The organism is Pseudomonas sp. GW821-FHT03C07 (genome assembly GCF_059420925.1).
This window is the reverse complement of sequence record NZ_JBWKUQ010000005.1, coordinates 375,006-397,826: the sequence shown is the minus strand read 5'-3', so window position 1 is coordinate 397,826 and position 22,821 is coordinate 375,006. Positions and strand designations below refer to the sequence as shown.

Annotated in this window: 18 protein-coding genes and 1 pseudogene; 10 read left to right on the top strand and 9 right to left on the bottom strand. The window is 60.7% G+C overall.

Translation table 11 applies throughout. The annotated features are described in order from the left end of the window. The 5 genes from AC07VG_RS13510 to AC07VG_RS13490 form a co-directional block, all read right to left on the bottom strand. Positions 1-1,329, bottom strand: coding sequence for an HlyD family type I secretion periplasmic adaptor subunit (locus AC07VG_RS13510; protein ID WP_495021332.1), 1,329 nt, complete (start codon positions 1,327-1,329; stop codon positions 1-3). Then, a complete protein-coding gene (locus tag AC07VG_RS13505; RefSeq protein WP_495021331.1) occupies positions 1,326-3,107 on the bottom strand; it encodes a type I secretion system permease/ATPase in 1,782 nt (593 codons plus the stop codon). Before AC07VG_RS13505 ends, AC07VG_RS13510 begins: the two co-directional genes overlap by 4 nt. A gap of 184 nt (positions 3,108-3,291) precedes the next feature. After that, positions 3,292-3,603 carry a protease inhibitor Inh/omp19 family protein gene (locus AC07VG_RS13500; RefSeq protein ID WP_495002205.1) on the bottom strand — a complete coding sequence of 104 codons (312 nt, stop codon included), beginning with the start codon at positions 3,601-3,603 and terminating at the stop codon, positions 3,292-3,294. 135 nt (positions 3,604-3,738) lie between these two features. Beyond that, complete coding sequence (locus AC07VG_RS13495; RefSeq protein WP_495002204.1) at positions 3,739-5,187, bottom strand: serralysin family metalloprotease; 1,449 nt, start codon at positions 5,185-5,187, stop codon at positions 3,739-3,741. 309 nt (positions 5,188-5,496) lie between these two features. Continuing rightward, positions 5,497-6,600 carry a DmpA family aminopeptidase gene (locus AC07VG_RS13490; protein ID WP_495002203.1) on the bottom strand — a complete coding sequence of 368 codons (1,104 nt, stop codon included), beginning with the start codon at positions 6,598-6,600 and terminating at the stop codon, positions 5,497-5,499. A gap of 173 nt (positions 6,601-6,773) precedes the next feature. On the opposite strand from AC07VG_RS13490, the gene AC07VG_RS13485 reads away from it, so the two are divergent. From AC07VG_RS13485 to AC07VG_RS13445, 9 genes are all read left to right on the top strand, one after another. Further along, positions 6,774-7,625, top strand: a complete 852-nt coding sequence (locus tag AC07VG_RS13485) for a helix-turn-helix domain-containing protein (protein WP_495002202.1) — start codon at positions 6,774-6,776, stop codon at positions 7,623-7,625. Between the two features lie 51 nt (positions 7,626-7,676). Further along, positions 7,677-8,288 (top strand): LysE family translocator, encoded by a 612-nt coding sequence (locus AC07VG_RS13480; protein ID WP_495002201.1) that lies wholly within the window; start codon positions 7,677-7,679, stop codon positions 8,286-8,288. 137 nt (positions 8,289-8,425) lie between these two features. Next, the gene (locus tag AC07VG_RS13475) at positions 8,426-9,367 is read left to right on the top strand and encodes a choline ABC transporter substrate-binding protein (RefSeq protein ID WP_495002200.1); all 942 of its coding nucleotides are present in this window, start codon (positions 8,426-8,428) and stop codon (positions 9,365-9,367) included. Positions 9,368-9,547: 180 nt separating this feature from the next. Then, positions 9,548-10,477: an alpha/beta hydrolase gene (locus AC07VG_RS13470; RefSeq protein ID WP_495002199.1), complete on the top strand. Its 930-nt coding sequence runs from the start codon at positions 9,548-9,550 to the stop codon at positions 10,475-10,477. Between the two features lie 118 nt (positions 10,478-10,595). Next, positions 10,596-11,633 carry a LacI family DNA-binding transcriptional regulator gene (locus AC07VG_RS13465; RefSeq protein WP_495002236.1) on the top strand — a complete coding sequence of 346 codons (1,038 nt, stop codon included), beginning with the start codon at positions 10,596-10,598 and terminating at the stop codon, positions 11,631-11,633. 104 nt (positions 11,634-11,737) lie between these two features. Further along, positions 11,738-12,526 carry a sugar phosphate isomerase/epimerase family protein gene (locus tag AC07VG_RS13460; RefSeq protein ID WP_495002198.1) on the top strand — a complete coding sequence of 263 codons (789 nt, stop codon included), beginning with the start codon at positions 11,738-11,740 and terminating at the stop codon, positions 12,524-12,526. Beyond that, complete coding sequence (locus AC07VG_RS13455) at positions 12,519-13,472, top strand: sugar kinase (RefSeq protein WP_495021330.1); 954 nt, start codon at positions 12,519-12,521, stop codon at positions 13,470-13,472. Before AC07VG_RS13460 ends, AC07VG_RS13455 begins: the two co-directional genes overlap by 8 nt. A 63-nt stretch (positions 13,473-13,535) precedes the next feature. Beyond that, entirely contained in the window at positions 13,536-14,834 is a 1,299-nt protein-coding gene (locus AC07VG_RS13450) for an MFS transporter (protein WP_495021329.1), read from the top strand. 18 nt (positions 14,835-14,852) lie between these two features. Further along, on the top strand, positions 14,853-15,830 hold the full coding sequence (locus tag AC07VG_RS13445; RefSeq protein ID WP_495002195.1) for an NAD(P)-dependent oxidoreductase: 978 nt from the start codon (positions 14,853-14,855) through the stop codon (positions 15,828-15,830). Between the two features lie 48 nt (positions 15,831-15,878). Here AC07VG_RS13445 and AC07VG_RS13440 read toward each other — a convergent pair whose 3' ends face one another. The 4 genes and pseudogenes from AC07VG_RS13440 to AC07VG_RS13425 form a co-directional block, all read right to left on the bottom strand. Then, positions 15,879-16,742 (bottom strand): methyl-accepting chemotaxis protein, encoded by an 864-nt coding sequence (locus AC07VG_RS13440; RefSeq protein ID WP_495021351.1) that lies wholly within the window; start codon positions 16,740-16,742, stop codon positions 15,879-15,881. Continuing rightward, positions 16,737-17,489: pseudogene (locus tag AC07VG_RS13435) on the bottom strand (MCP four helix bundle domain-containing protein); the annotation flags it as partial. The gene AC07VG_RS13440 and the pseudogene AC07VG_RS13435, both read right to left, overlap by 6 nt. A 296-nt stretch (positions 17,490-17,785) precedes the next feature. After that, on the bottom strand, positions 17,786-18,985 hold the full coding sequence (locus tag AC07VG_RS13430) for a YncE family protein (RefSeq protein ID WP_495002193.1): 1,200 nt from the start codon (positions 18,983-18,985) through the stop codon (positions 17,786-17,788). Positions 18,986-19,469: 484 nt separating this feature from the next. Continuing rightward, positions 19,470-20,819, bottom strand: coding sequence for a 2-hydroxycarboxylate transporter family protein (locus tag AC07VG_RS13425; RefSeq protein ID WP_495002192.1), 1,350 nt, complete (start codon positions 20,817-20,819; stop codon positions 19,470-19,472). Between the two features lie 605 nt (positions 20,820-21,424). Here AC07VG_RS13425 and AC07VG_RS13420 point away from each other — a divergent pair. Then, positions 21,425-22,768, top strand: coding sequence for an OprD family porin (locus AC07VG_RS13420; RefSeq protein WP_495002191.1), 1,344 nt, complete (start codon positions 21,425-21,427; stop codon positions 22,766-22,768). Positions 22,769-22,821 lie beyond the last annotated feature (53 nt).

The following is a 22,821-nucleotide window of genomic DNA, read 5'->3' as shown; positions in this document are numbered from 1 at the left end:
CTATTGCTCGGTCAGCGCGGAACCCGCGCGGTCCAGCAGCGGTTTGAACAGATAGTTGAGCAGTGAGCGCTCGCCGGTACGCACAAACATCTCGGCGGGCATGCCCGGCTTGATCACCAACCCGTTGAGTTTTCCCAGGGCCATGTCGCTCACCGAAGTGCGCAGCAGGTAATACGGTGCGCCGGTCTTTTCATCGAGCAGCTGGTCGGCGGAGATCAGGCTGACTTCGCCAGGCACCCGTGGCGTGCGACTCTGGTTGAAGGCGGTGAACAGGATATCCACCGGCAGATGGCTGCCGACCTTGTCCACCAGGTTGACCGGCAGGTGTCCCTCGACTTCCAGGCGCTCGCCCTGGGGCACGATCTCCAGCAGGGTTTCCCCGGCGCGGATCACCGCGCCTTCGGTGTGTACGCTCAGGTTGACCGCGATGCCCTCCGCTGGCGCACTGATCTCGCTGTGTTGCAGATCGAAACCCGCCGAACGCAGTTGCTGCTCCAAGGTCAGGGTCTTGAGCTGGGCCTCGGCCAGTTGGCCGCGGACCTCCTTCTGATATTCCTCACCGTGCTGGGAGAGCTTGAGCCGCGACTCGACAATGCCCTGCTCGACCCGCCCGCTTTCGCCATTGTTCTGTGCCAGGTCCTGTTGCACCTGGGACAACTGGCGCTGGTAGTCGAGCAGGCGGTTGCGCGGGATATAGCCGCTGTCCGCCAGGGGTTTGAGGTTATCCAGCTGACTGCGCAGGGAGTCGGCGCGGGCCAGCATGTCGCTACGCGCCCGGCGCATACCGGCCAGTTGCGAAGCGGCGCCATCGATACTGGCGCGGATACCGGCCTGCTCGCGGGAAAAGGCTTCGCGACGGCTGCTGAACAACTGCCGCTGGCCTTCGAGCACCAGCGCCAGGCGTGGGTCGGGATCGCTGCTCAACTCGGCGGGAAACACCACCCGCGGCAGGCTATCGCGCTCGCTCTGCCAGCGTGCCTGACTGGCCCAGGCCATGCGGTACTGGGCCTGCAGTGATTGCACATCGGCCGACAGCTGGGTCTGGTCGAGACGAAACAGCGGTTGGCCCTGATGCACCACTTGCCCTTCGCGCACCAGGATCCGGCTGACCACGCCGCCGCCCAGGGATTGCACCGCCTTGCGCTTGCCGGACACCACCACGCTGCCTTGCACCGCAATGCCCTGGTCCAGCGGCGCCAGGGCCGCCCAGAGAAAGAAGCTGCCAGCGCCCACCAGCGCCAACCACCAGCCCAGACGGGCAAAGAACCGGGCATCGTGTTCCCGGTATTCAACAGGGGTACTGATCTGCATCGTGCTGTCCTTGCTCATGCGCCGCTGCTGCGCGTCGGCGCCGGATACTGTCGGCTCAGGCTGACGCCGGCCGGAGTCGCGGTCTCGCGGGTTGATTGGGGTGGCGGTGCCACGCCGGCCGAGAGTGCCTTGAGCACATCGGCGCTGCTGCCGAAGGCTTGCAAGCGACCTTCGTTGAGCACCAGCAACTTGTCCGCCTGGGTCAGGGAGGTGGAACGGTGGGTCACCAGAACCACCGTGCAGCCCCGTGTCTTGAGCTGGGCAATCGCCTGGGTCAAGGCGGTTTCACCAACCACGTCGAGATTGGAGTTGGGCTCGTCCAGCACCACCAGGCGCGGGCCGCCATACAACGCACGGGCCAGCGCCACGCGCTGCTTCTGTCCGCCGGACAGGCCGCTACCGTCTTCGCCGAGCAAGGTGTCGTAGCCCTGAGGCAGACGCAGGATCAATTCGTGCACAGCGGCCTGGCGCGCCGCCTCGACCACCTTCGCTGAATCGACCTCGGCAAACCGGGCGATGTTTTCGGCAATGGTGCCGCTGAACAACTCGATGTCCTGGGGCAGGTAACCGATATGTGGACCGAGATCGTCGCGGTCCCAGCGGTGCAGGTCGGCACCGTCCAGGCGCACGGTGCCGCCCAGGGTCGGCCAGACGCCCACCAGCACCCGGGCCAGAGTCGACTTGCCCGAGCCGGAGGAGCCGAGCACCCCCAGCACTTCACCGGGGGCCAGGCTGAAACTCACCTGGTGCAGGGTCGCGATACGCTTGCCCGGCGGTCCGGCGCTGACCTGTTCAAAGGCCACCTGGCCCTGGGGCGCGGGCAGGCTCATCTGCCCTTCTACTTCTGGGAAGTCGCGCAACAGACTGTCCAGGCGCTGGTAGGCGAGCTTGGCCGTGCTCCACTGCTTCCACACCGCAATCAACTGGTCGATGGGGCTGAGCACCCGCCCCATCAGGATGGAGCCGGCGATCATCATCCCGGCGCTCATCTCGCCCTTGATCACCAACAGCGCGCCCAGGCCCAACACCAGCGATTGCAGGCACAGGCGCAACATCTTGCTCAGGGAAGTAAGCACCGCCCCGGTATCGCTGGCGCGGTTCTGCCGCGCGAGAAATCTCGAGTGCACCTGGAACCAGCGCGTGCGCAGCGCGCCGAGCATGCCCATGGCCTGGATAGTTTCGGCGTGATGCAGGTGACTGGTGGCCAACTGAGTCGAACGCTGCGAATAACCGCTGGCTTCGCTCAGGGGCTTTTTGGTCATCGACTCGTTGAGGTAGGCCAGGGCAATCAGCAGCAAGACGCCGACACTGGCGAAGACCCCCAGCCAGGGATTGAACAGGAAGATCACCAGCAGATAGATGGGAAACCAGGGGGCGTCGAAAAAGGCGAACAGCGCCGGCCCGGTAAGGAACTGGCGAATCTGGGTCAGGTCGCCGAGGGACTGGCCGGCGTGTCCCTCGCCGCGCAACAGGTTGCGCTCGAAGGCCGCCTGATAGACCCGCAGGTTCAGGCGCCGCTCCAGGACACTGCCGATGCGGATCACGATAAAACTGCGGAGCACTTCCAGCAGCCCGATAAAGGCAAAGAACCCCACCACCATCAGGGTCAACATCACCAAGGTGGTTTCATTCTGTGAGGTCAATACCCGGTCATAGACCTGGAGCATGTAAATCGAAGGCACCAGCATCAACAGATTGATCAGCGCGGTGAAACAACCGACGCTGAGCAGGACACTTTTATAATCGCCGAGGACACGGATCAAAGGTGTCCCGGACATCATTTTCGGCGGGTTCATCTCTCTTCCTTGAAGTTTACGGACAGCCGGATACGTACCTTTATTCGATGGCCGGCGAGCCGCTCGGGAATATAGGTACTTCCAACAGGAGCCGTTCTTTCGCGACTCATTAAAGACTGAACAAGAAAACAACTAACAGACACTGGACATCCAGTGACCGTTTAATCGATTTGCCTCTGAATACTCAGGACGTACCGCGCACCAGCACCAGAACGCTGCCACTCTTCAAACGCACTTCATAACGGTCCGCCCTCTGCCGATTGAAGTGCACGATTCCGGAGCCTTCGGCGCCATACAGCCACAGGCCATCGGGCGTCGGCTCCCAATTGGCCGGGCGCTCGCCCAACCAGCCGGCGATGCACGCCAGGTCGCCAGCCAGGCGTGGTGATTGCAGCACCAAGTCAAGCTCGCAGGCCTTGGCTTGTTCACCTTCGGGGTACATCCGCCACTGACCGGCAAGGGCCTCGGGTGGGGTCAGGATCAGGCTTCTCGCCATGGTGACTGCTCCAAAAAACGTCAGAAACGCAGCCATCAGCCACGTCGAATAGATACTGCGGACACAGGTCTTGATCATGGGTATCGACTACCGGGCCAGAGGGCAGCGCTGCAGCGCTGCCCGTACCGCATCAACTCAAGCCACGATATCCGTGACCGCTGCCTGACCCACGGTGGTCACCAGGAAATCGGCGACGCCGTGTCCGGAGAAGTCCACCGCCAGGGTACCCAGGTTGCTGCCCGAGGCATACGTCAGCAGAGCATCGCCGGCATGGCCGGTGAATGCGTTGACGAAGGTCAGGCCCGAACCATGGGTGATCCCGGACAAATCGATCTTGTCCTGGCCACTGGTGAAATCCATGATCCGGTCGGCGGCATTCGGCGCCGAGTCGGAAACGGCGGCGAACACAAAGGTATCGCTGCCCGAACCACCCCAGAGTTTGTCGGCACCGCCAGCCCCGTAGAGGATGTCGTTGCCGGCACCGCCGCGCAGTTCGTTGGCCACGTCGTTGCCGATCAGCAGGTCGTTGCCCGAACCGCCGATGGCGTTCTCGATCGTGACACCCTGGGAAATGGAGATATTGCCCACCATGCCGCCAACGTCGGAAAACGAGCCGTCATGCAGGTTGATCTTCTGGTTCTGGGTAAACCCGGAGAAGTCCAGGGTGTCATTGCCGCCACCGTCCCAGACCGAGAACACCAGCTTGTCCGAAGACGAGGTGGCGCTCAGGTAGTCGCGACCGGCATTGGAGTTGAACCCATAGGTGGTATCACCGGCACGGGTGCTGTAGTTGGCGCCGTAGAGTTTCTGGATCGCCGCGATATCATCCATCAGCGGGCCCGAGGAATAAGCCTCGACCCCGCCTTTGCTGAAGTTCTGGCTGGTGTTGCTCTCGCTCCAGTAACTCATGACGCTGTAGCCGCGGGTGTCCTGAGCATAGGACGCGTCATTGTAGGTCGGGTTGCCTTCGCCGGCGTTGTAGTCACCGGGATGAGCCAGGCCGAGGGTATGGCCGATCTCATGGGTCAGGGTCTGGCGACCGTAGTTGTTCAGGCCAGGCGTCTTGTTGACGTTGTAGCCGCTGCCGGTCAGGTACCAGGACTGGCCGTCGTAGCCAGGCTCGGTTCCCGGCAGAAAGGCGAATGCGGCCGCGCCTTCCTGTCCGCCACTGTAGTTACCGAAGGTCATATGACCATCGCCACCTTTCGCGGCCTCCGTGAAGGTCACGTTGGCCACGTCCGCCCAGGATTGCATGGACAGAACGGCCTGCGACTTCTGCAACGCGCTGAACTGACTGAACCCGGTGACGCCCAGACCGCTGAAATTCGAGGTCTGGGAAGTCAGAAAGCTGTAGGTCAGTTCGATCTTGCCGCTGCCGTCCAGATCGTGCCAGGCGGCACCGTCACGCAACAGTTGCGTGGCGGCTTGATCGACGGAGTAGGAGGGTTTGCCATTGACCGTGAGGTTGCCGCCACGGTCGTATTGATGGCTGAAGCTATCGATCTGGTTAAAGGCGGAACTTGTACCGTTGGCCGCCAGTGCCGCCTCCGGGGAAACAATAGCTTTGGTTTTGACTTTCGACATAAACACACTTCCTTGTTTGCAAGTGAAACAGTTTTTGTCAGATAGCGACAATCCCTTGGCGAGATCATCCTATCACTCGCCCTTTTTGAAGGCAGCGAGAAACTGACACAATCTGAAATCAAACGTCCAGCGTTTTTTTGATAGCAAATCGCCCAAACAAGGAAAACGCCTACAAACATTGGTTTATGTCGTGAAAGTTTTTTCTGACAATAACGACCGACTCCAGCAAGCAGACTTTCGGAAAACTTCAAGCCACAAGAATACACATGCGAAGTGCCTCAATAAATGACCGAGTAGTCATTTCCTTACTTATACATTTCCCGGCCACCCGCATGTCCTGAGTGCATTCAGGACAACTTCGCCCTTTAACGCCGGCACCGCTGTTCCATCGGCGCTGGTCATGTCCTCGCCGGCCAGCAGAGCATTGATGATCGCCTCCTCCACCGCTTCGGCGGCCGCCAGGAACAGCGGGGAAATATGGTCATTGTTGACCATCGTCAGTGGGCTGCTGAAAGGCCGGTCCTTGCGCCCGTAATCGGCCGTCGGTATTTGCTCGTTGCCGGTGGCGAAGGCCAGGAAGATATCGCCGCTGGAGTCCTCGGTGCCACCACCGGTACGGGCGATACCGATAGAGGCCCGTTGCGCCAGGCGCTGGCATTGATGAGGCAGCAACGGTGCATCGGTGGCGAGGACTACCACGATCGAGCCCATCCCCGGACTGCCGCGGCGGGCGAAAGGAGACGGGATGTCCAGCAACTGGCGACCGACCGGATAGCCATCCACCCGCAGCTCCTGGCGTTTGCCATGGTTGGCCTGGACCAATGCACCGACGATCCAGCCGCCCTGCGCTGCCGGCAAACGCCGTGACGAAGTGCCGATACCCCCTTTGAACTCGTGGCAGATCATCCCGGTACCGCCCCCCACCGCGCCTTCAGTTACCGGCCCGGGCTTGGCATCGGCCAACGCTTCACGGACCTGCGTGGGGCCGACATGCTGGCCCCAGATATCGTTGAGCACCCCGTCATAGGTCTCCATGACCACCGGCATGCACCAGTACACTGCCGGGTCCGCCAGGCTGTCACGCTCGTCGGCGATCAGCGCATCGCGCACCACACCCACACTATGGGTATTGGTGATCGCCACCGGCGTGGTCAGCAGCCCGGCTTCGCGAATCCACTCCAGCCCCGTGGCATCGCCATTGCCGTTGAGCACATGGCAACCGGCAAAACAGGGTTGCGCCCGCGCCACCCCGGCTCGTGGCTGGATCAGCGTCACCCCGGTGCGTACCTGCTTGCCGTCGATTTCGCTCTTCAGCGTACTGTGACCGACCCGTACCCCCGGCACATCGGTGATGGCATTGAGTGGACCCGGTGTTCCCAGGCCCAGGGTGATTCCCCATTCGCGCGCGCGCATAATCCCTCTCTGTCTGCGTATTTGAAATGTGCCGCCACTCTAGGCGCTCGTCACCTGCCCGCCAATTCCCCTATCGGGGTAGTGTCGAGCCCTTGCACGGATCTTCTAGACGGATACCCGACCGCAGGCATTAACTGAACCACTGCACGATTGACCACGACTCCGGGAACCCCATGTCCAGCACCGCCAACCACTGGGTCGACCTGAACCAGGACCGGGACACCGGCATTGAAACGCTGCGCGCGCGTTTCCAAGGCCATACCCATGCCTATGATGCCCACTGGCACGACAGCTACCTGGTGGGAGTCACCGAGCAAGGCGTGCAGCAGTTCAATTGCCGTCGCACCCGCTACCAGAGCCTGGCGGGCAACGTATTTCTGCTCGAACCCGGCGAGATCCACGACGGCGACGCCCCCACTGAAGGCGGTTTCACCTACCGAACGATCTATCTCGACCCGCACTGGCTGGAACGGGAACTGAGCGCGCTGTTCGAGGAGGCCCCAGCGGGTAGCCAATTGAGTTTTGCCAACACCCTGGCCACCGACACCCGCCTGGCCCAGGCCACCAGTGCCGCGTTCCAGGCCATTCACACCCAGGAATTGCGCATTGTCCGGCAAAGCGCCCTCGACCAGATGTTCGCCAGCCTCACCGACCATCTGCACTGGCGCGCCCGCTACCGCGACGACCCGCGCCTGCCGCGGGTCGCGCAGGTCGCCCGCGAGTACCTGCACGCCCATCTGCAACACGACCTGAGCCTGGATGAGGTCGCCGCCGTCTGCGGTGTCGACCGCTTCCGCCTGACCCGCGCTTTCAAGGCCGCCTACGGCCTGCCGCCCCATGCCTACCTGGTGCAATTACGGGTGGCCAAGGCCCGGCAACTGCTGTCCCGGGGCGAAACCCCGGCGAACGTCGCCGTGACCCTGGGCTTTGCCGACCAGAGCCACCTGGGCCGCTGGTTCGTGCGCGCCTATGGGCTGACGCCCGCCGCCTACCGCAAGCGCTGCTCAAATCTTCCAGACGCCTGAAGCGGCACACGGGAAGATCGCTGCATCGATCTTTCCCCGGAGCCCGCCGCCATGTTGTCCAGTCTTTCCAGCCTCCTGCCCTTTGTGCTCTTCGCCATCGTCGCCTCCGTCACTCCCGGGCCGAACAACATCCTGGTGCTGAGTAACAGTGCCCGCCATGGTTTGGCGGCAGCGCTGCCGATCATCCTCGGCGCCGGTGCTGGCGCCGCACTGATCGTCCTGCTGGTGGGCAGCGGTGTCGGTGAATCACTGGCACGACTGCCCCAGGTGCGGACGGGCATGCAATGGCTCGGCATCGCCTGGCTGAGCTACCTGGCCTGGCAGATCTTCAGCGCCCCGGCCCACGCCATCGACCCCGATGCGGCCCCGGTCAAACGCCTCGGCCTGCTGGGCGCGGCCAGCCTGCAACTGATCAACCCGAAGGTCTGGATGATGGCCCTGGCGGTGGTCGGCGTGTTCGCCGGCAGCGGCGCCGAGCGCCAGGCCCACGTGCTGTCGCTGTCCCTGGTGTTCTTCCTGGTGTCGCTGCCGTGCATGAGCCTGTGGGCGGTGCTCGGGGTCGGCTCCGCGCGGTTGTTTCGCTCGCCCCTGGCGATGCAGCGGTTCAATCGCTGCATGGCGCTGTTGCTGCTGGTTTCGACCTGGCTGAGCGTGCTGGTATAACGGGGCGGGAGTCGCCGCAGTGCAAAAGCCGGTCGCACTGGTGCGCTTTTGCCAGCAGCCGGCTGCGTAACGTGGCCGGACGGTGCATGAAGACACCGAACTCCACAATAAACGACCTGCCGCGAGACCTGCGTATCATGAAAAGACTGTTCAACAGCTGTCTGTTCCTCTGCGGTACCGCCCTCCTGAGCACCAGCGTACTGGCCTCCGAAGACGCTTCCTGCAAGACCGTGCGCATGGGCGTGGTCAACTGGACCGACGTCATCGCCACCAGTGGCATGGCTGACGTGCTGCTCAATGGACTGGGCTATGAAAGCAAGCAGACCAGCGCCGTGCAGCAGATCATCTTTGCCGGGATCCGTGACAAACGCCTGGATATCTTCCTCGGCTACTGGAAACCGGCGATGGACAAGAACATCGCGCCTTTTATCGCCGCCAACCAGGTCAAGGTCCTGGCCCAGCCCAGCCTGTCCGACGCCCAGGCCACCCTCGCCGTGCCGCAATACGTGGCTGACGCGGGCCTGAAGACCTTCGCCGATATCGCCAAGTTCAAGGACAAGCTCGGCGGCAAGATCTATGGCATCGAGCCCGGCAGCGGCGCCAACACCACCATCAAGACCATGATCGATACCGACCACTTCGGCCTCAAGGGTTTCAACCTGGTGGAGTCCGGGGAAGCCGGGATGCTCGCGGCGGTACAGCGGGCGGTCAACCGCAAGGAGTTCGTGGTCTTCGTCGGCTGGACCCCGCACCCGATGAACATCAATATGAAAATCGCCTACCTGACCGGCAGCGAAGATGTCTACGGGCCTAACGAAGGCGCGGCCACCGTATCCACCGTCACCGCCCCGGATTACGCCCAGCGTTGCCCGAACGTCAACAAGCTGCTGGAAAACCTGACGTTCAGCGCCGCCCAGGAAAGCCAACTGATGGTACCGATCATGGAGCGCCAGACACCCCAGGACGTGGCGAAAAAATGGCTGCGCGATCACCCGGAAGATCTGCAGAAATGGCTGAGCGGCGTGACCAGTGTTGACGGCAAGGACGGCGTGGCAACCGTGCAGGCCAGTTTGAAATAGCGCTAATTGTAGGCGCGCAGCTGCGGTGTTTGGGTGGGAGCGGTGCTTGCCCGCGAAGCTTTTAGCGTCCTCACGGGCCTCTTCGCGGGCAAGCTCCGCTCCCACAATAAAGCACCTATCTCCAGACCAATAACGCTCCTACCGGTTTTCCTGCCATCCAGAACACAGCTGAGACTGCGCATGACCGATTACCCGCTCTCTCCCGAACTCAGCGCCTTTGTCGCCAGGACCCTCGATTTCAGCTATCCGGATACCAGCATCAACGGTCTGCGCGTCGGCTACAGCGCCATGTGCAGGGCTTTCACCCCGGCACGCCCGGCGGACATCAGTGTCAGCGAACAACTGATCGATCAGGTGCCCATCCGCCAATACCGCCCGACTTCAGCAGTACCTGCCAATGGCTGGCCCAGCGTGGTCTACCTGCATGGTGGCGGCTGGGTGGTCGGCGACCTCGACTCCCATGATTTCATCACCGCTGAACTGGCGTCCCTGCTCAACGCCGTGGTCATCGCCGTCGACTATCGACTCGCGCCGGAACATCCCTTTCCGGCGGCCTTCGACGATTGCCTGGCGGTGTGGCGCGGCTTGCAAGCTGACGCCGCGACCTGGCAACTGGACCCGCAACGCATGGCGATTGCCGGTGACAGCGCCGGTGGCAATCTCGCCGCCGCCGTGTGCCTGGCCCTGCGTGATGCCGGGCAAGCGCAGCCGCGGCTGCAAGCCCTGATCTACCCGGGGCTGGGGGGTGACGAGCGGCTGCCCTCGCGCAGCGAATGCGCCGACGCGCCGTTGCTCAGCACCAGCGATGTGCACGGCTATCACGCCTTGTACCTGCCGGGCTCGGCCAAGCCTGCGGCCTATGCGATGCCGTTGCAGGCCACGGATCTGCGCGACCTGGCCCCGGCGTTTATCGCCGTGGCGCAATTCGACCCCTTGCGCGATGACGGCGTGCAGTACACCGAGCGCCTTGCAGCAGCCGGTGTCGCCGTGGCTTTCCATCCCGGTCACGGCCTGGTGCATGGCTGCCTGCGGGCCCGCGGCCTGGCGCCGGAGGTGGATCTGCTCTACGCCAAACTCCTCGCCGCATTGCGCCGCTCCCTGGACCTGTAATCGACCTGGCCGGCAAAAAGTGACTTGACGACCACCCTGGTCTTGAGTTCTCCTGAAACCGGTTTCAGTGCTGATGTACAAACCGCCTGCCGACAACGCCAAGAAAAGGTTCCAGGCCGTGAACAGTTTTTCCGCTGCCCAACGCAGCCGCGTAACCATGCTCGATGTCGCCGAACGTGCCGGGGTTTCCAAGGCCAGCGTGTCGCGCTTTATCGGCGATGATCGGGCCCTGCTCTCCGAAGCCATCGCCTTGCGTATCGAACAGGCGATCAGCGAACTGGGCTACCGCCCCAACCAGATGGCCCGTGGTCTGAAGCGCGGCCGTACGCGCCTGATCGGCATGCTGGTGGCCGATATCCGCAACCCTTATTCGATTGCCGTGATGCATGGCGTGGAAACCGCCTGTCGCGCCCACGGCTACAGCCTGGTGGTGTGCAACACCGACCGCGACGATCAGCAGGAGCGCCTGCACCTGGCGGCGCTGCGCTCGTACAACATCGAAGGCCTGATCCTCAACACCCTCGGCCATCACCTCGAAGAACTGCAGGAACTGCACCAGGAAATGCCAATGGTGTTGGTGGATCGCAAGGTCGAGCAGTTGGACAGCGACCTGGTCGGCCTCGACAACGCTGCCGCCGTGCGCAGCGCCGTCGACCACCTGGAGCAGCAGGGTTACCGCGACCTGATGCTGGTCAGCGAACCGCTGGACGGCACCAGCTCGCGCCTGGAACGGATCGAGCACTTCAACCGTGAGATCGCCCGGCGCGGCTCGCTGAGCGGTCGCATTGGCCATACAGGTGAGTCACTGCGGCATCAGTTGCAAGACTTCCTGGCCACGCCGGGCCCCGGTCCCAAGGCGCTGTTCTGTGCCAACGGCATCGCCGCCCTGGCCAGCGTCCAGGCCCTGCGCGAACTGGGTTGCAAGCTGTTCGACGATATTGGCCTGATCGCCCTGGACGATCTGGAGTGGTTCCCGCTGGTTGGTAGCGGCATCACTGCCCTCGCCCAGCCCACGCAACAGATCGGCGTCAGTGCCTTCGACTGCCTGTTCAAGCGGTTACGGGGAGACAAGGGCGCCGCGAGAGTCATCGACTTCCCCGCCCAACTGATCGTCCGCGGCTCGACCCGACGAGTAAAAGTGGAGCATCCCTCTTAAGGCGACGCGCCGGGGCAACAGGTTCTGCCTGAGCTTCCACGCCGCCTGCAACCATTTATAGAGGTTCGCCAAAAAATGAAACCGGTTTCAGAGGTACAACAACAATGAAAGAACAGCTGTTTCCCGTCTCTATCAGCCTCTCCAGCTACGGTGCGCCGCTGGTCCGCGAACGCGGCCAGGAAAGCTTTATCGAACTGCTGGCCGAGGCCGGCGCCCGTCGTATCGAAGTGCGCGAAGAACTGCTGACCGATGAACACCCCCAGCGCTTTGCGAGCCGTACCGCCGCCATGGGCCTGGAGTGCGCCTACTCGTCACCCCTGGAGCTGTGGCCCGCCGGTCAGTCACACCCGGACTCGCAACTGGCGGCCACCCTGCGGCGCGCCGAAGCCTTTGGCGCCCGCTGGCTGAAAGTCTCCCTGGGCTACTTCAGTGACAACAGCGACCTGTCGAACCTGGCGGGGTTGTTGTCGGCCTCAGCGGTGCACCTGCTGGTGGAGAACGACCAGACCACCCAGGGCGGGCGCATCGAACCCTTGCAGCGCTTTTTCGATCAGGTTGAGCAACAGCGCCTGCCGGTGAAAATGACCTTCGATATCGGCAACTGGCACTGGCAGGACCAATCCGCCAGCAGCGCGGCACGCCTGCTCGGCCGGCATGTCGACTACCTGCACTGCAAGGCCGTGGCCCAGCGCGCGGACGGCAAGCTCGTCGCCCTGCCACCGAGCGCCATCGATCTGGAGCGGTGGGAAGGTTTGATCGGTCAGATGAGTCAAGGTTTGACCCGGGCCGTGGAATACCCGCTGCAAGGCGACGACCTGTTGGCCGTCACCCGCGAACACGTGCACACCCTCGCCCGCCTGGGCCGGTCCATGGAGGAAACGGCCCATGCCTGAGATCGAAATCCTCTCGTTCGGCGAAACCATGGCGATGTTCGTCGCCGAACAGACCGGCGACCTGGCCCGGGTCGGGCACTTCCACAAACGCATCGCCGGAGCCGACAGCAACGTCGCCATCGGCCTCGCGCGCCTGGGCTTCAAGGTGAACTGGCTGAGCCGGGTCGGCGCCGACTCCCTGGGCCGTTTCGTCATCGACACCCTGCAAGGCGAAGGCCTGCACTGTGATCACGTAGACATCGACCCGACCTGTGCCACCGGTTTTCAACTCAAGTCCAGGGAAGACCAGGGCCAGGACCCACAGGTGGAATATTTCCGCCGCGGTTCGGCGGCCAGCCACCTGTCAGTGGCCGATATCCGCCCGGAACTGCTCAAGGCCCGCCATCTGCACGCCACCGGTATTCCGCCGGCCCTGTCGGCCAGCGCCCGCGAGCTGTCGTTCGAACTGATGACGCAGATGGCGGCCGCCGGACGCAGCGTGTCCTTCGATCCCAATCTGCGGCCGAGCCTGTGGGCCAGCGAAAAACAGATGATCGAGGACATCAACGCCCTCGCCGCTCTCGCCCATTGGGTGCTGCCGGGGCTGAGCGAGGGCCGCTTACTCAGTGGCTACCAGGAGCCCCGCGACATCGCCGCCTTCTACCTCGACCAGGGCGCCGCCGTCGTCGCCATCAAGCTCGGGGCCGACGGCGCCTACTACCGGACCCAGCAAGACGAGGGTTTTGTCGCCGCCGTGCCGGTGCAAACCGTGGTGGACACGGTCGGGGCCGGTGACGCTTTCGCCGTCGGTGTGGTCAGTGCGCTGCTGGAGAACCACAGCGTGGCCCAGGCCGTGGCGCGCGGCAACTGGATCGGCGCCCAGGCGGTGCAGAGCCGCGGCGACATGGAAAGTCTGCCGACCCGGGAACAACTGACAGCGGCGCACCGCCCCGCGCCAGTCGATTAAGCAAGACCAGGTTTTTTGAATGCCACCTGCTGCGACAAAAACAACAAGCTCAGGAGCCACACCATGCATACGCTGAAACTCGCCACCCGCCGCTGGTGGTACATCATGCCCATCGTTTTCATCACCTACAGCCTGGCGTACCTGGATCGCGCCAACTACGGCTTCGCCGCCGCCTCGGGCATGGCTGCCGACCTCAACATCACCCCCGGCCTGTCGTCGCTGCTTGGCGCACTGTTCTTTCTCGGCTATTTCTTCTTCCAGGTGCCTGGCGCCCTCTACGCGCAGAAACACAGCGTGAAAAAGCTGATCTTCGTCAGCCTGATTCTCTGGGGCGGCCTGGCCACCCTCACCGGCATCGTCTCCAGCGCTTATATGCTGATCGGCATCCGCTTCATGCTCGGCGTGGTCGAAGCCGCCGTGATGCCAGCGATGCTGGTGTACCTGTGCCATTGGTTCACCCGCGCCGAGCGCTCACGGGCCAATACCTTCCTGATCCTCGGCAACCCGGTGACCATGCTCTGGATGTCGGTGGCCTCGGGTTATCTGGTGCAGCACTTCAGCTGGCGCTGGATGTTTATCGTCGAAGGCCTGCCGGCGGTGATCTGGGCCTTTATCTGGTGGCGCCTGGCCGACGAACGCCCAGCCCGGGCGAGCTGGCTCAGCGCGCAAGAGAAGCGCGACCTGGACAGCGCCCTGGCCGCCGAGCAGGTCGGCATCAAGGCGGTGAAGAACTATGCCCAGGCGTTCCGCGAACCCAAGGTGATCATCCTCGCCCTGCAGTTCTTCTGCTGGAGCATCGGCGTCTATGGCTTTGTGCTGTGGCTGCCGTCAATTCTCAAGAGCGGCCTGAAGATGGACATGGTCGAAGCCGGCTGGTTGTCGGCCTTGCCCTATCTGGCCGCGGTGATCGCCATGCTCGCGGTGTCCTGGGGTTCGGACAAGCTGCAGCGGCGCAAACGCTTTGTCTGGCCGCCGTTGCTGGTGGCTTCGCTGGCGTTCTATGCCTCCTACGCCCTGGGCGCGGAGCATTTCTGGTGGTCCTACAGCTTGCTGGTGCTCGCCGGCGCCTGCATGTACGCGCCCTACGGGCCGTTCTTTGCGATTGTCCCGGAAATCCTCCCGGCCAACGTCGCCGGTGGCGCCATGGCACTGATCAACAGCATGGGTGCCCTCGGCTCCTTCGGCGGCTCCTACCTGGTGGGCTACCTGAACAGCGAAACCGGTTCGCCAGGGGCTTCCTACCTGTTGATGAGCGCTGCCCTGTTGCTGTCGGTGGTGCTGACCGTGTTCCTCCATCCCGGCGCCAGCGATCGCGCAGCCCCCAAGGGCCTGCCGACGCGGCGTGCGCTTTCCCATCCCTGAACCTGTCGAGCGAATCCGATGAAAAAACCGGTTGTGTTGTACAAGAAACTCTCGCCCCCGCTGATGGCTCGCCTGCATGAGCACACCCAGGTCACCCTGATCGAGGACGTGGGGGACAACGGCCTGGCACAACTGCGCGCGGCCCTGCCCGAGGCACGGGGCCTGCTCGGTGCCAGCCTGAAACTGGACGCGGCGCTGCTCGACCTGGCCCCGCGACTGGAAGCCATCGCCAGTGTCTCGGTCGGCGTTGATAATTACGATATCGACTACCTGAACCGCCGGCGGATCCTGCTCAGCAACACCCCGGACGTCCTCACCGAAACCACCGCCGACACCGGGTTCGCCCTGATCCTGGCCACCGCCCGGCGCGTGGTGGAGCTGGCGAACCTGGTGCGCAACAAGCAGTGGACGCGAAATATCGGCCCGCTGCATTTCGGCAGCGATGTACATGGCAAGAAGCTCGGCATCATCGGCATGGGACGGATCGGCGAAGCCCTGGCCCAGCGTGGGCATTTCGGTTTCGGCATGCCGGTGCTCTACCACAGTCACTCGCCCAAGCCGGCAGTGGAACAGCGTTTCAATGCGCGCTACCTGGGGCTGCACGCACTCTTGCAGGAGGCCGACTTCATCTGCCTGACCTTGCCCCTGACCGCTGAAACCGAGGGACTGATCGGTGCCCGGGAGTTGGCCCTGATGCGCCCGGAAAGTATTTTCATCAATATTTCCCGGGGCAAGGTGGTGAACGAACAGGCCTTGATCCAGGCCTTGCAGAACCGCCAGATCCGCGGCGCCGGCCTCGACGTATTCGATCGCGAACCGCTGGCGCCGGACTCGCCCTTGCTGAGCCTAAGCAATGTGGTGGCCACGCCGCATATCGGCTCGGCCACCCATGAGACCCGCGAAGCCATGGCGCGCTGCGCGGTGGACAATCTGCTGGCGGCTCTGGCCGGAGAACGGCCGGCGAACCTGGTCAATCCGCAGGCCTACCCGAACTGACGCCAGTGCGGGTAGCGAGCGTTGCCAGGACGCGGCAACGCTCGAGGCTCAGATCACGAAGCGCGCGACCATGGTATTGAGGTCCACCGCCAGGCGCGACAGTTCCTGACTGGCGACGCTGGTCTGGTTGGCACCGGCGACCGACTGGGAAGCCAGGTCGCGGATGTTCACCAGGTTGCGGTCCACTTCACGGGACACCTGGGCCTGCTCTTCCGAGGCGCTGGCGATCACCAGGTTGCGCTCGTTGATCAGGTTGATGGATTGAGTGATCTGCTCCAGCGCCACACCGGCGGCACGGGCCATCTCCAGGGTGCTCTGGGTCCGCTGGTTGCTCTGCTGCATCGATTGCACGGCCTGGCCGGTGCCATTCTGGATCCCGGCGACCATCTGCTCGATTTCCTTGGTCGACTGCTGGGTGCGATGGGCCAGCGCCCGCACTTCATCGGCCACCACCGCAAAACCGCGCCCGGCCTCGCCTGCCCGCGCGGCTTCGATGGCGGCGTTGAGGGCCAGCAGGTTGGTCTGTTCGGCAATCGCGCGGATCACATCCAGCACCTGGCCGATGTCGCGGCCCTGGGTCGCCAACCCTTCGATCAGCACCGAGGTGCTTTGCACGTCCTGGGTCATGACCTGGATCGCCTCCACCGTCTGGACGACACGGTCGCGTCCATCACGGGCCGCCTGATTGGAATGCTGCGAAGCTTCGGAGGTCGACACTGCGTTGCGCGCCACTTCTTCGACTGCGCTGGTCATTTCGTTGACCGCCGTGGCCGCCTGCTCGATCTCGTTGTTCTGCTGCTGCAACCCGCGGGACGACTCCTCGGTCACCGCGCTGAGCTCTTCGGCCGCCGACGCCAACTGGGTGGCCGAACCAGAGATTTGCTCGATGGTCTTGCGCAGATTGCCTTGCATTGCCAACAACGCGCCGAGCAACCGGGCCGGCTCATCCTTGCCTTCAACGGCAATGGCCTTGGTCAGGTTACCGCCGGCAATGGTTTCAGCCGCTTCGACCGCCTTGTTCAGCGGCACGACGATGCTGCGGGTCAACAACCAGGCCAAGAGCACGGTCATCGCCGCCGCCAGAGCCGAGACCAGAAGAATGCCGAGGCTGGCGTTGTTATATTGCTCGCCAGCTTGGTTCGATGCGTCCGTGGCCCCCTTCATGTTGATTTCCACCAACAGCTTGAGCTGCTCCTCCATCACATCCGAATTGGTCTTGAGCTGGTTTTTCATCAGGTTACCCAACTCCTCGACCTTGTTCTGGCGCGATAGCTCCAACGCCTGGTTCAGGCCCCCTATATAAGTATCGAGCGTCGCGGCGAACGCCTTGTACTTGGCCAGCGCATCCCCATCAGCCGTTAAATCTGCGTAGGCTTTCTCGTCCTTGCGAACTTTTTCGATCAGACCAACGATGCGCGGATACTCGCTCTGCAAGGACTCGGGCTCACGGTTGATCAGAATCCGATAGAACACAATACGCATACGCAGAATGTATTCGCCCACATTGTCCAGATATTTCACGCTGGGCAGTTGATGGGTATACATATCAACGGACGCTTGACGAATCACCGTCATGCGAGTTTGGGAAAAGACCCCTAGCACAATCACCAGTAATGCAATGAATGCGAAACCGAGAAAGGCGCGAGGAGCGATTTTCATATTTCGTAGGGACATGGACTGCTCTCTTATAGACGTGATGTTCTTCGCCGACTCGAGTACACCGGAAAACGTAAGCAGACCCGACGCGAGTGAGGCCATCTCGTTGCATTCCCTGCTGGAATTTATACAGGTCAGGTACATGACAAGGATGGCAATGGGAGGAAAGGTAAAAGCTATTGCGCATCAGCATTCGAGACGATACCGATCAAGCGCTTTTTCTGGATACACAGACAACCGACAGCCTTGCGCGCCGCCTGTATTGGCGACGCGCAAGGCTGGACGATCAGGATGAAAAATCAGTTACCTGGTTCGAAGACGGCAACGCAACCATCACAACCACCGCCCTTCGCGCCGAGCGGCACGAAGACGTGGTTATTCTTCTCGCTGACAGCGACCGAATGCGGGGTGCCGCCAGACAGTTTTATGCGCTGGACGAGGGTGTTGGATTTCGCGTCGATGACGCCGAGTTCCGGGGCACCCGGCATGTTGCGCGAAGCGCTGTAATATTGATTGACTTTCGGATTGTAGGCGACCATGTCGGCTGCACCGAGACCAGGAATGACCTTGACCACCGAACCGTCGGTTTTCATGACCACGAGCACCGGCTTCAGGCCGCCGTCCTTGCTCCCAGCGTCGCAACCCAACAGCAGATTTGCGCCAGGTCCTTTCACCAGCCCATTGGGATGGCAGTCATCCACAGGCATCAGTTTCTCGAGCTTGCCGCTGCTCGGGTCGATGACGGCGACTGCGCCCTTGGCCTTATCCTTCTTCAACTCGGGAACCGAAACATAGAACTTCTTCGTCACAGCATCGTAGATAGGCTGCTCGATTCCGTCCGTGGCATCCTCAAAAACAATCTTGGACACGACTTTATGCCCGGCCTCGGTCGAGAACAGCGTCAGGAACGGCGGCTCGTCAGCATTGTTGCCGACAATCACAACGTGGGCGTCTGGATCGTATGCCATCTCGTCAACCCGGGACTTTCCGCCGGTCGAAAGGGTAGCAGTGACTTTTTTCGTCTTGAGGTCGATGACCTTCACAGTACTGTCGCCGTCGCCGGCCCACAAATCGCCGCCAGCGACGACGACACCGTTCGGACCCGATACAGAACTGCTCTTCAATTGCCCTACGAATCCGCCGAGCAGCCGGTCGACCATTTTGCCGCTGGTGACATCGAACACGTCGACAGACTTGTTGGATCTATCGGCCAAATAGTAAAGGTTGGTTGCCTGATCAACGTAGGTGATGTCGAACCCGTTGAGAGGTTCGCCTGGAACTTCCAATTTTCCGATCTGTTTCAGATCAGCAGCACTCACTGAAGTGGCAATTAAGCTCAAGGCCCATATTGCAGTTGCACAACCCAACAATTTCCGCTGCATATCGTGTTTTCTCCAGAGTTCTTCGGATATTTTTTTTATTCGTTTCCAGTAAGCCGCCCCTAGCCAACCGAGACGTCTAACACCTTCGATCGCCTGGTTAATTTCGGTCAATTGCATACACGATGTCAATATTAGATGTACTCACACGTGCAGATTACGCGCCTTTAGGAAATATTATTACTTGCAGTCTCGCTATTCTGACCGAGTTACAATTCCCTAATTACCCTTGATCAAAACATGTCACACCAAATCAATGGCGAGCCTGACGGAGTCATTAATCCGACATAGCCTTTTCATCAGCATTCACGCTTTATTTCGCCCAAACACGCCACGCTGAAGTCTTCAGAAAAATAGACTCCACACCCGTTTATTCAATACCCGGGTTCCGGGCAATCAACTATAAAAAACCTGCGCAGCTTCTTGAAGTCTCACGCCTGAAAAACTTCATCCAGGGCATGATGCTGGATGATCATGCCCCCCCTATAGGTGCTACGCCCCTGCCTATACACGACACTCATGCTGTACGGATTAAGCAATATCCATGAGTGTTGTTGAAACTGGATAATACTCCAGACCTGGAGGGGGGCTTTTCTCTGTCGTCTTATGTCAACTGAGAGATGGCGATCAGCGCCAATGTCACCATGATACCGCCGCCGATGCGCGTGGCGATTTGCGCAAACGGCATCATCTGCATGCGGTTGGCGGCGGTCAAGATCGCCACGTCTCCGGTGCCGCCCTGGCCGCTATGGCAAGCGTTCACGATCGCGGTCTCGATCGGATACATTTTCATCCAGCGCCCGACCACAAAACCCGTCGCCATCAAGGTCACCACCGTTGCCACGATCGTGATCAGGTTGGGCAAATTGAAAGCAGCGACCAGCTTGTCCCACGGGGTCATGACAGCGCCGATCGCGAACAGCAACGGATAAGTCACTGCCGTCGAAAAGAACTTGTAGACGACGAACGAACCTTGCTGCAATTGCGGCGACACCGCGCGCGACAGCTTAAGCACAACCGCGACAAACAGCATGGCGACCGGTGCCGGAAATCCGAACAATTTGAAGGCCATCAACCCGACCATGTACAACGTGATGGCGGTGATGCCGGCCGCGGAGATATGGGAGATATCCATATGCCCCGGCAGGGCTTCTTTGCTCGGCTCCATGTCATCGTGCTCGCCCGGCTGCAGACGGCCTTCGCCGGTCAGGTGCGGATTTTTCTTGCCATAGGCATTCAATAGTCCGGACAGCAGAATAGCCGTCAGACTGCCCAGCATCACCGGCGGCAGAACTTGCGCGAAAACATCACCCTGAGGCACATGCTGGATGGCGGCATAACCGATCGACAACGGGATCGCGCCTTCACCAACGCCGCCTGCCATGATCGGAACGACCAGGTAGAAGAAGGTGTGGAAGGCGCCCAAGCCCAACAAGGTGCCGACCAGGGTGCCGACGATGGCCGCCGCCACGGTGCCGGCAGCGAGCGGCACGAATATCTTCAGAAAGCCCTTGATGAGCACCGTTCTATCCATGCTGAAGATACTGCCGACAATGATCGAGGCAATGAACAGATAAAGGAAATTGGACGACTTGGTAAATTCCGTCACATTCTTGAGAACCAGATCCGGCACCAGATGCTGGAAAGCCAGAAACGAGGGAATGAACGTGGCGAAAATCGCGGCGGCGCCAATATTGCGGAAAAAGGGCAGGCGCTTGCCAAGCTCGGCGCAGCTATAGCCGCCTATCGCCAGAATGGCGATCGACACGGAAATGTCAGTCGGCACCTTGTCGGTGAGGGCGAATCCACCGAGCAACACCAGAAGCAGCAGGTACACCGGCAACGGTATGATACCGATGCGAATCTCCATGATTTTCCACCAGCCGTACGGCCAGAATTTAGTGGGTACTTCATCCTTGCCCACCAGCGGCTGCTCGGACGGACTCGCTTTCATATTTTTCTCCACTGCTTTTATTGTTTTCATTGTTTTGTCAGATCTTCACGCAGCCAAATATATTGACCTCTGCAGAAACCGCAGATTTTGGTCATGCACCCATCACTATATACCGCCAACCTTTCTGACAGCTTTCAATAAAGCCCCTTAATCATATTGACCCCTGCAGAAACCGCAGATTTTAGTCTCGCATCCATTACTATATACCACCCACCTTTCTGGAACCTTTCAACAAAGCCCCTTAACATTAACCTCTGCAGAAATCGCAAATTTTGGTCTTGCGCCCATTACCTTAAACCACCAACCTTTCTGACACCTTTCAATAAAGCGCCTTGAACAAGCGCCCCCCACATTATATGTTCGAACCCTTGTAAAACGGACCGACGGTAGATTAGAGACCGCACGTAATTTGCAAACAGATCTCAATTACCATAAAACTCAGCAACACACCGAAAACGAAGTTTGCCCGACAAATACCGACCTGATATAAGTTCGCGCCGACGCAAAAATAAGAAAGCTGACGCTCAAAAAAAGAAAGAGCCGCCCAGACAAAAATACAAGTGGGACGGCAGTATTCTTCCTAAAAATAAACGGAGCAAATGACGATGCGCGTAATGAAGTGGAGCATGATCGCCCTGGCTGTTTCTGCAGTAGGTTCCCAATTGGCCATGGCTGAGCCGTTTGTAACCTCTCAGGCTGATGCCCCGGGCTTTGTTGAAGGAGCCAAGGCTGGCGTGGTTCTGGAGAACTTCTACTTCAACCGGACCCGGCAGGATCAAAAACCTAACAAACGTAATAAAGACTCAATCGACTGGACCCAAGGCATCCGGGGAAAATTCAGCTCCGGCTACACTCAAGGGACTGTCGGTGTCAAAGTTGAAGGCTTTGGTGATGCGGCTTACAAACTCTATGGTCGTGACGATGAGGGTGGCTCGCTCAATCTACCCCGCAATAGCAGCAATACTGGAAACGACAACAGCTACGGCAAAGCCGGTGCCGACATTGCCGTTCGCATCTCCAAAACCGAGCTGAAGTTCGGTGACTTCACCCCAAACACGGCGCCAGTATTCGCCTTCGGCACCCCCCGTCAGTTCCAACAGACTGCCCGTGGCTTCCAGCTGCAAAGCAGCGAGGTCAAAGACCTCGATCTGGACGCCGGTCACTTCTACGCCAGCAGCAGCGAGGACAACACCACACTGCAAGGCAACCTCTTTAGCCAATACGGCGTTACTCCGATCAGAAGCATTGATTACGTGGGCGGCAAGTACGGTCTCAATGAGAACCTGAGCGTATCGCTCTACGGTGCCAAGGCCCAAGACACGTGGAATCAGTACTACACCAACGCGAACTACACCCTTCCGTTGGCGACCGATCAGTCTCTGAACTTCGACTTCAACCTCTATCGCACCACCGACACCGGTGCGGCGAAAGCAGGCAAGATCTCCAACACCGCCTACTCGCTGGCAGCAGCCTATTCGTTCCTGAAGGCACACACCGTTACTCTGGCGTTCCAGAAGATCAACGGCAACGAGCCATTCGACTACATCGGTGCGGGTGACAAAAACCGCGGTACCGAGTCGATCTTCCTGAGCAACTCGATTGAGTACTCCGACTTCAACGCCCCGGGTGAAAGATCCCTCCAGGCTCGTTATGACATCAAAATGGCCGAGTACGGCATCCCAGGCCTGAGCTTCATGCTTCGTTATGCCCATGGCGAAGGTATCGACGGTACCCATATGAACGCTGTATATGCTGCCCAAAACGGCTATGGCTCAGACGGTCATCACTTCGAAACCAACCTGGAAGCCAAGTACGTTGTACAGTCTGGTCCTCTGAAAAACCTGTCCATCCGTGCACGCCAGGCTTGGCACCGTGCCAATGCTGCCGAGAGTGAAGGCAACGTCAACGACTTCCGCCTGATCACCGACTACCCAATCAACTTCCTGTAATCACCTGATTATCTGTTGGATGATGTGACACCCGGTTAAAGAACGGCCCATCC

Coding starts and splice junctions, on each gene's coding strand:
- AC07VG_RS13510 (WP_495021332.1), bottom strand. CDS start 1,329: ATGAGCAAGGACAGCACGATGCAGATCAGTACCCCTGTTGAATACCGG.
- AC07VG_RS13505 (WP_495021331.1), bottom strand. CDS start 3,107: ATGAACCCGCCGAAAATGATGTCCGGGACACCTTTGATCCGTGTCCTC.
- AC07VG_RS13500 (WP_495002205.1), bottom strand. CDS start 3,603: ATGGCGAGAAGCCTGATCCTGACCCCACCCGAGGCCCTTGCCGGTCAG.
- AC07VG_RS13495 (WP_495002204.1), bottom strand. CDS start 5,187: ATGTCGAAAGTCAAAACCAAAGCTATTGTTTCCCCGGAGGCGGCACTG.
- AC07VG_RS13490 (WP_495002203.1), bottom strand. CDS start 6,600: ATGCGCGCGCGCGAATGGGGAATCACCCTGGGCCTGGGAACACCGGGT.
- AC07VG_RS13485 (WP_495002202.1), top strand. CDS start 6,774: ATGTCCAGCACCGCCAACCACTGGGTCGACCTGAACCAGGACCGGGAC.
- AC07VG_RS13480 (WP_495002201.1), top strand. CDS start 7,677: ATGTTGTCCAGTCTTTCCAGCCTCCTGCCCTTTGTGCTCTTCGCCATC.
- AC07VG_RS13475 (WP_495002200.1), top strand. CDS start 8,426: ATGAAAAGACTGTTCAACAGCTGTCTGTTCCTCTGCGGTACCGCCCTC.
- AC07VG_RS13470 (WP_495002199.1), top strand. CDS start 9,548: ATGACCGATTACCCGCTCTCTCCCGAACTCAGCGCCTTTGTCGCCAGG.
- AC07VG_RS13460 (WP_495002198.1), top strand. CDS start 11,738: ATGAAAGAACAGCTGTTTCCCGTCTCTATCAGCCTCTCCAGCTACGGT.
- AC07VG_RS13455 (WP_495021330.1), top strand. CDS start 12,519: ATGCCTGAGATCGAAATCCTCTCGTTCGGCGAAACCATGGCGATGTTC.
- AC07VG_RS13450 (WP_495021329.1), top strand. CDS start 13,536: ATGCATACGCTGAAACTCGCCACCCGCCGCTGGTGGTACATCATGCCC.
- AC07VG_RS13445 (WP_495002195.1), top strand. CDS start 14,853: ATGAAAAAACCGGTTGTGTTGTACAAGAAACTCTCGCCCCCGCTGATG.
- AC07VG_RS13440 (WP_495021351.1), bottom strand. CDS start 16,742: ATGCAAGGCAATCTGCGCAAGACCATCGAGCAAATCTCTGGTTCGGCC.
- AC07VG_RS13430 (WP_495002193.1), bottom strand. CDS start 18,985: ATGCAATTGACCGAAATTAACCAGGCGATCGAAGGTGTTAGACGTCTC.
- AC07VG_RS13425 (WP_495002192.1), bottom strand. CDS start 20,819: ATGAAAGCGAGTCCGTCCGAGCAGCCGCTGGTGGGCAAGGATGAAGTA.
- AC07VG_RS13420 (WP_495002191.1), top strand. CDS start 21,425: ATGCGCGTAATGAAGTGGAGCATGATCGCCCTGGCTGTTTCTGCAGTA.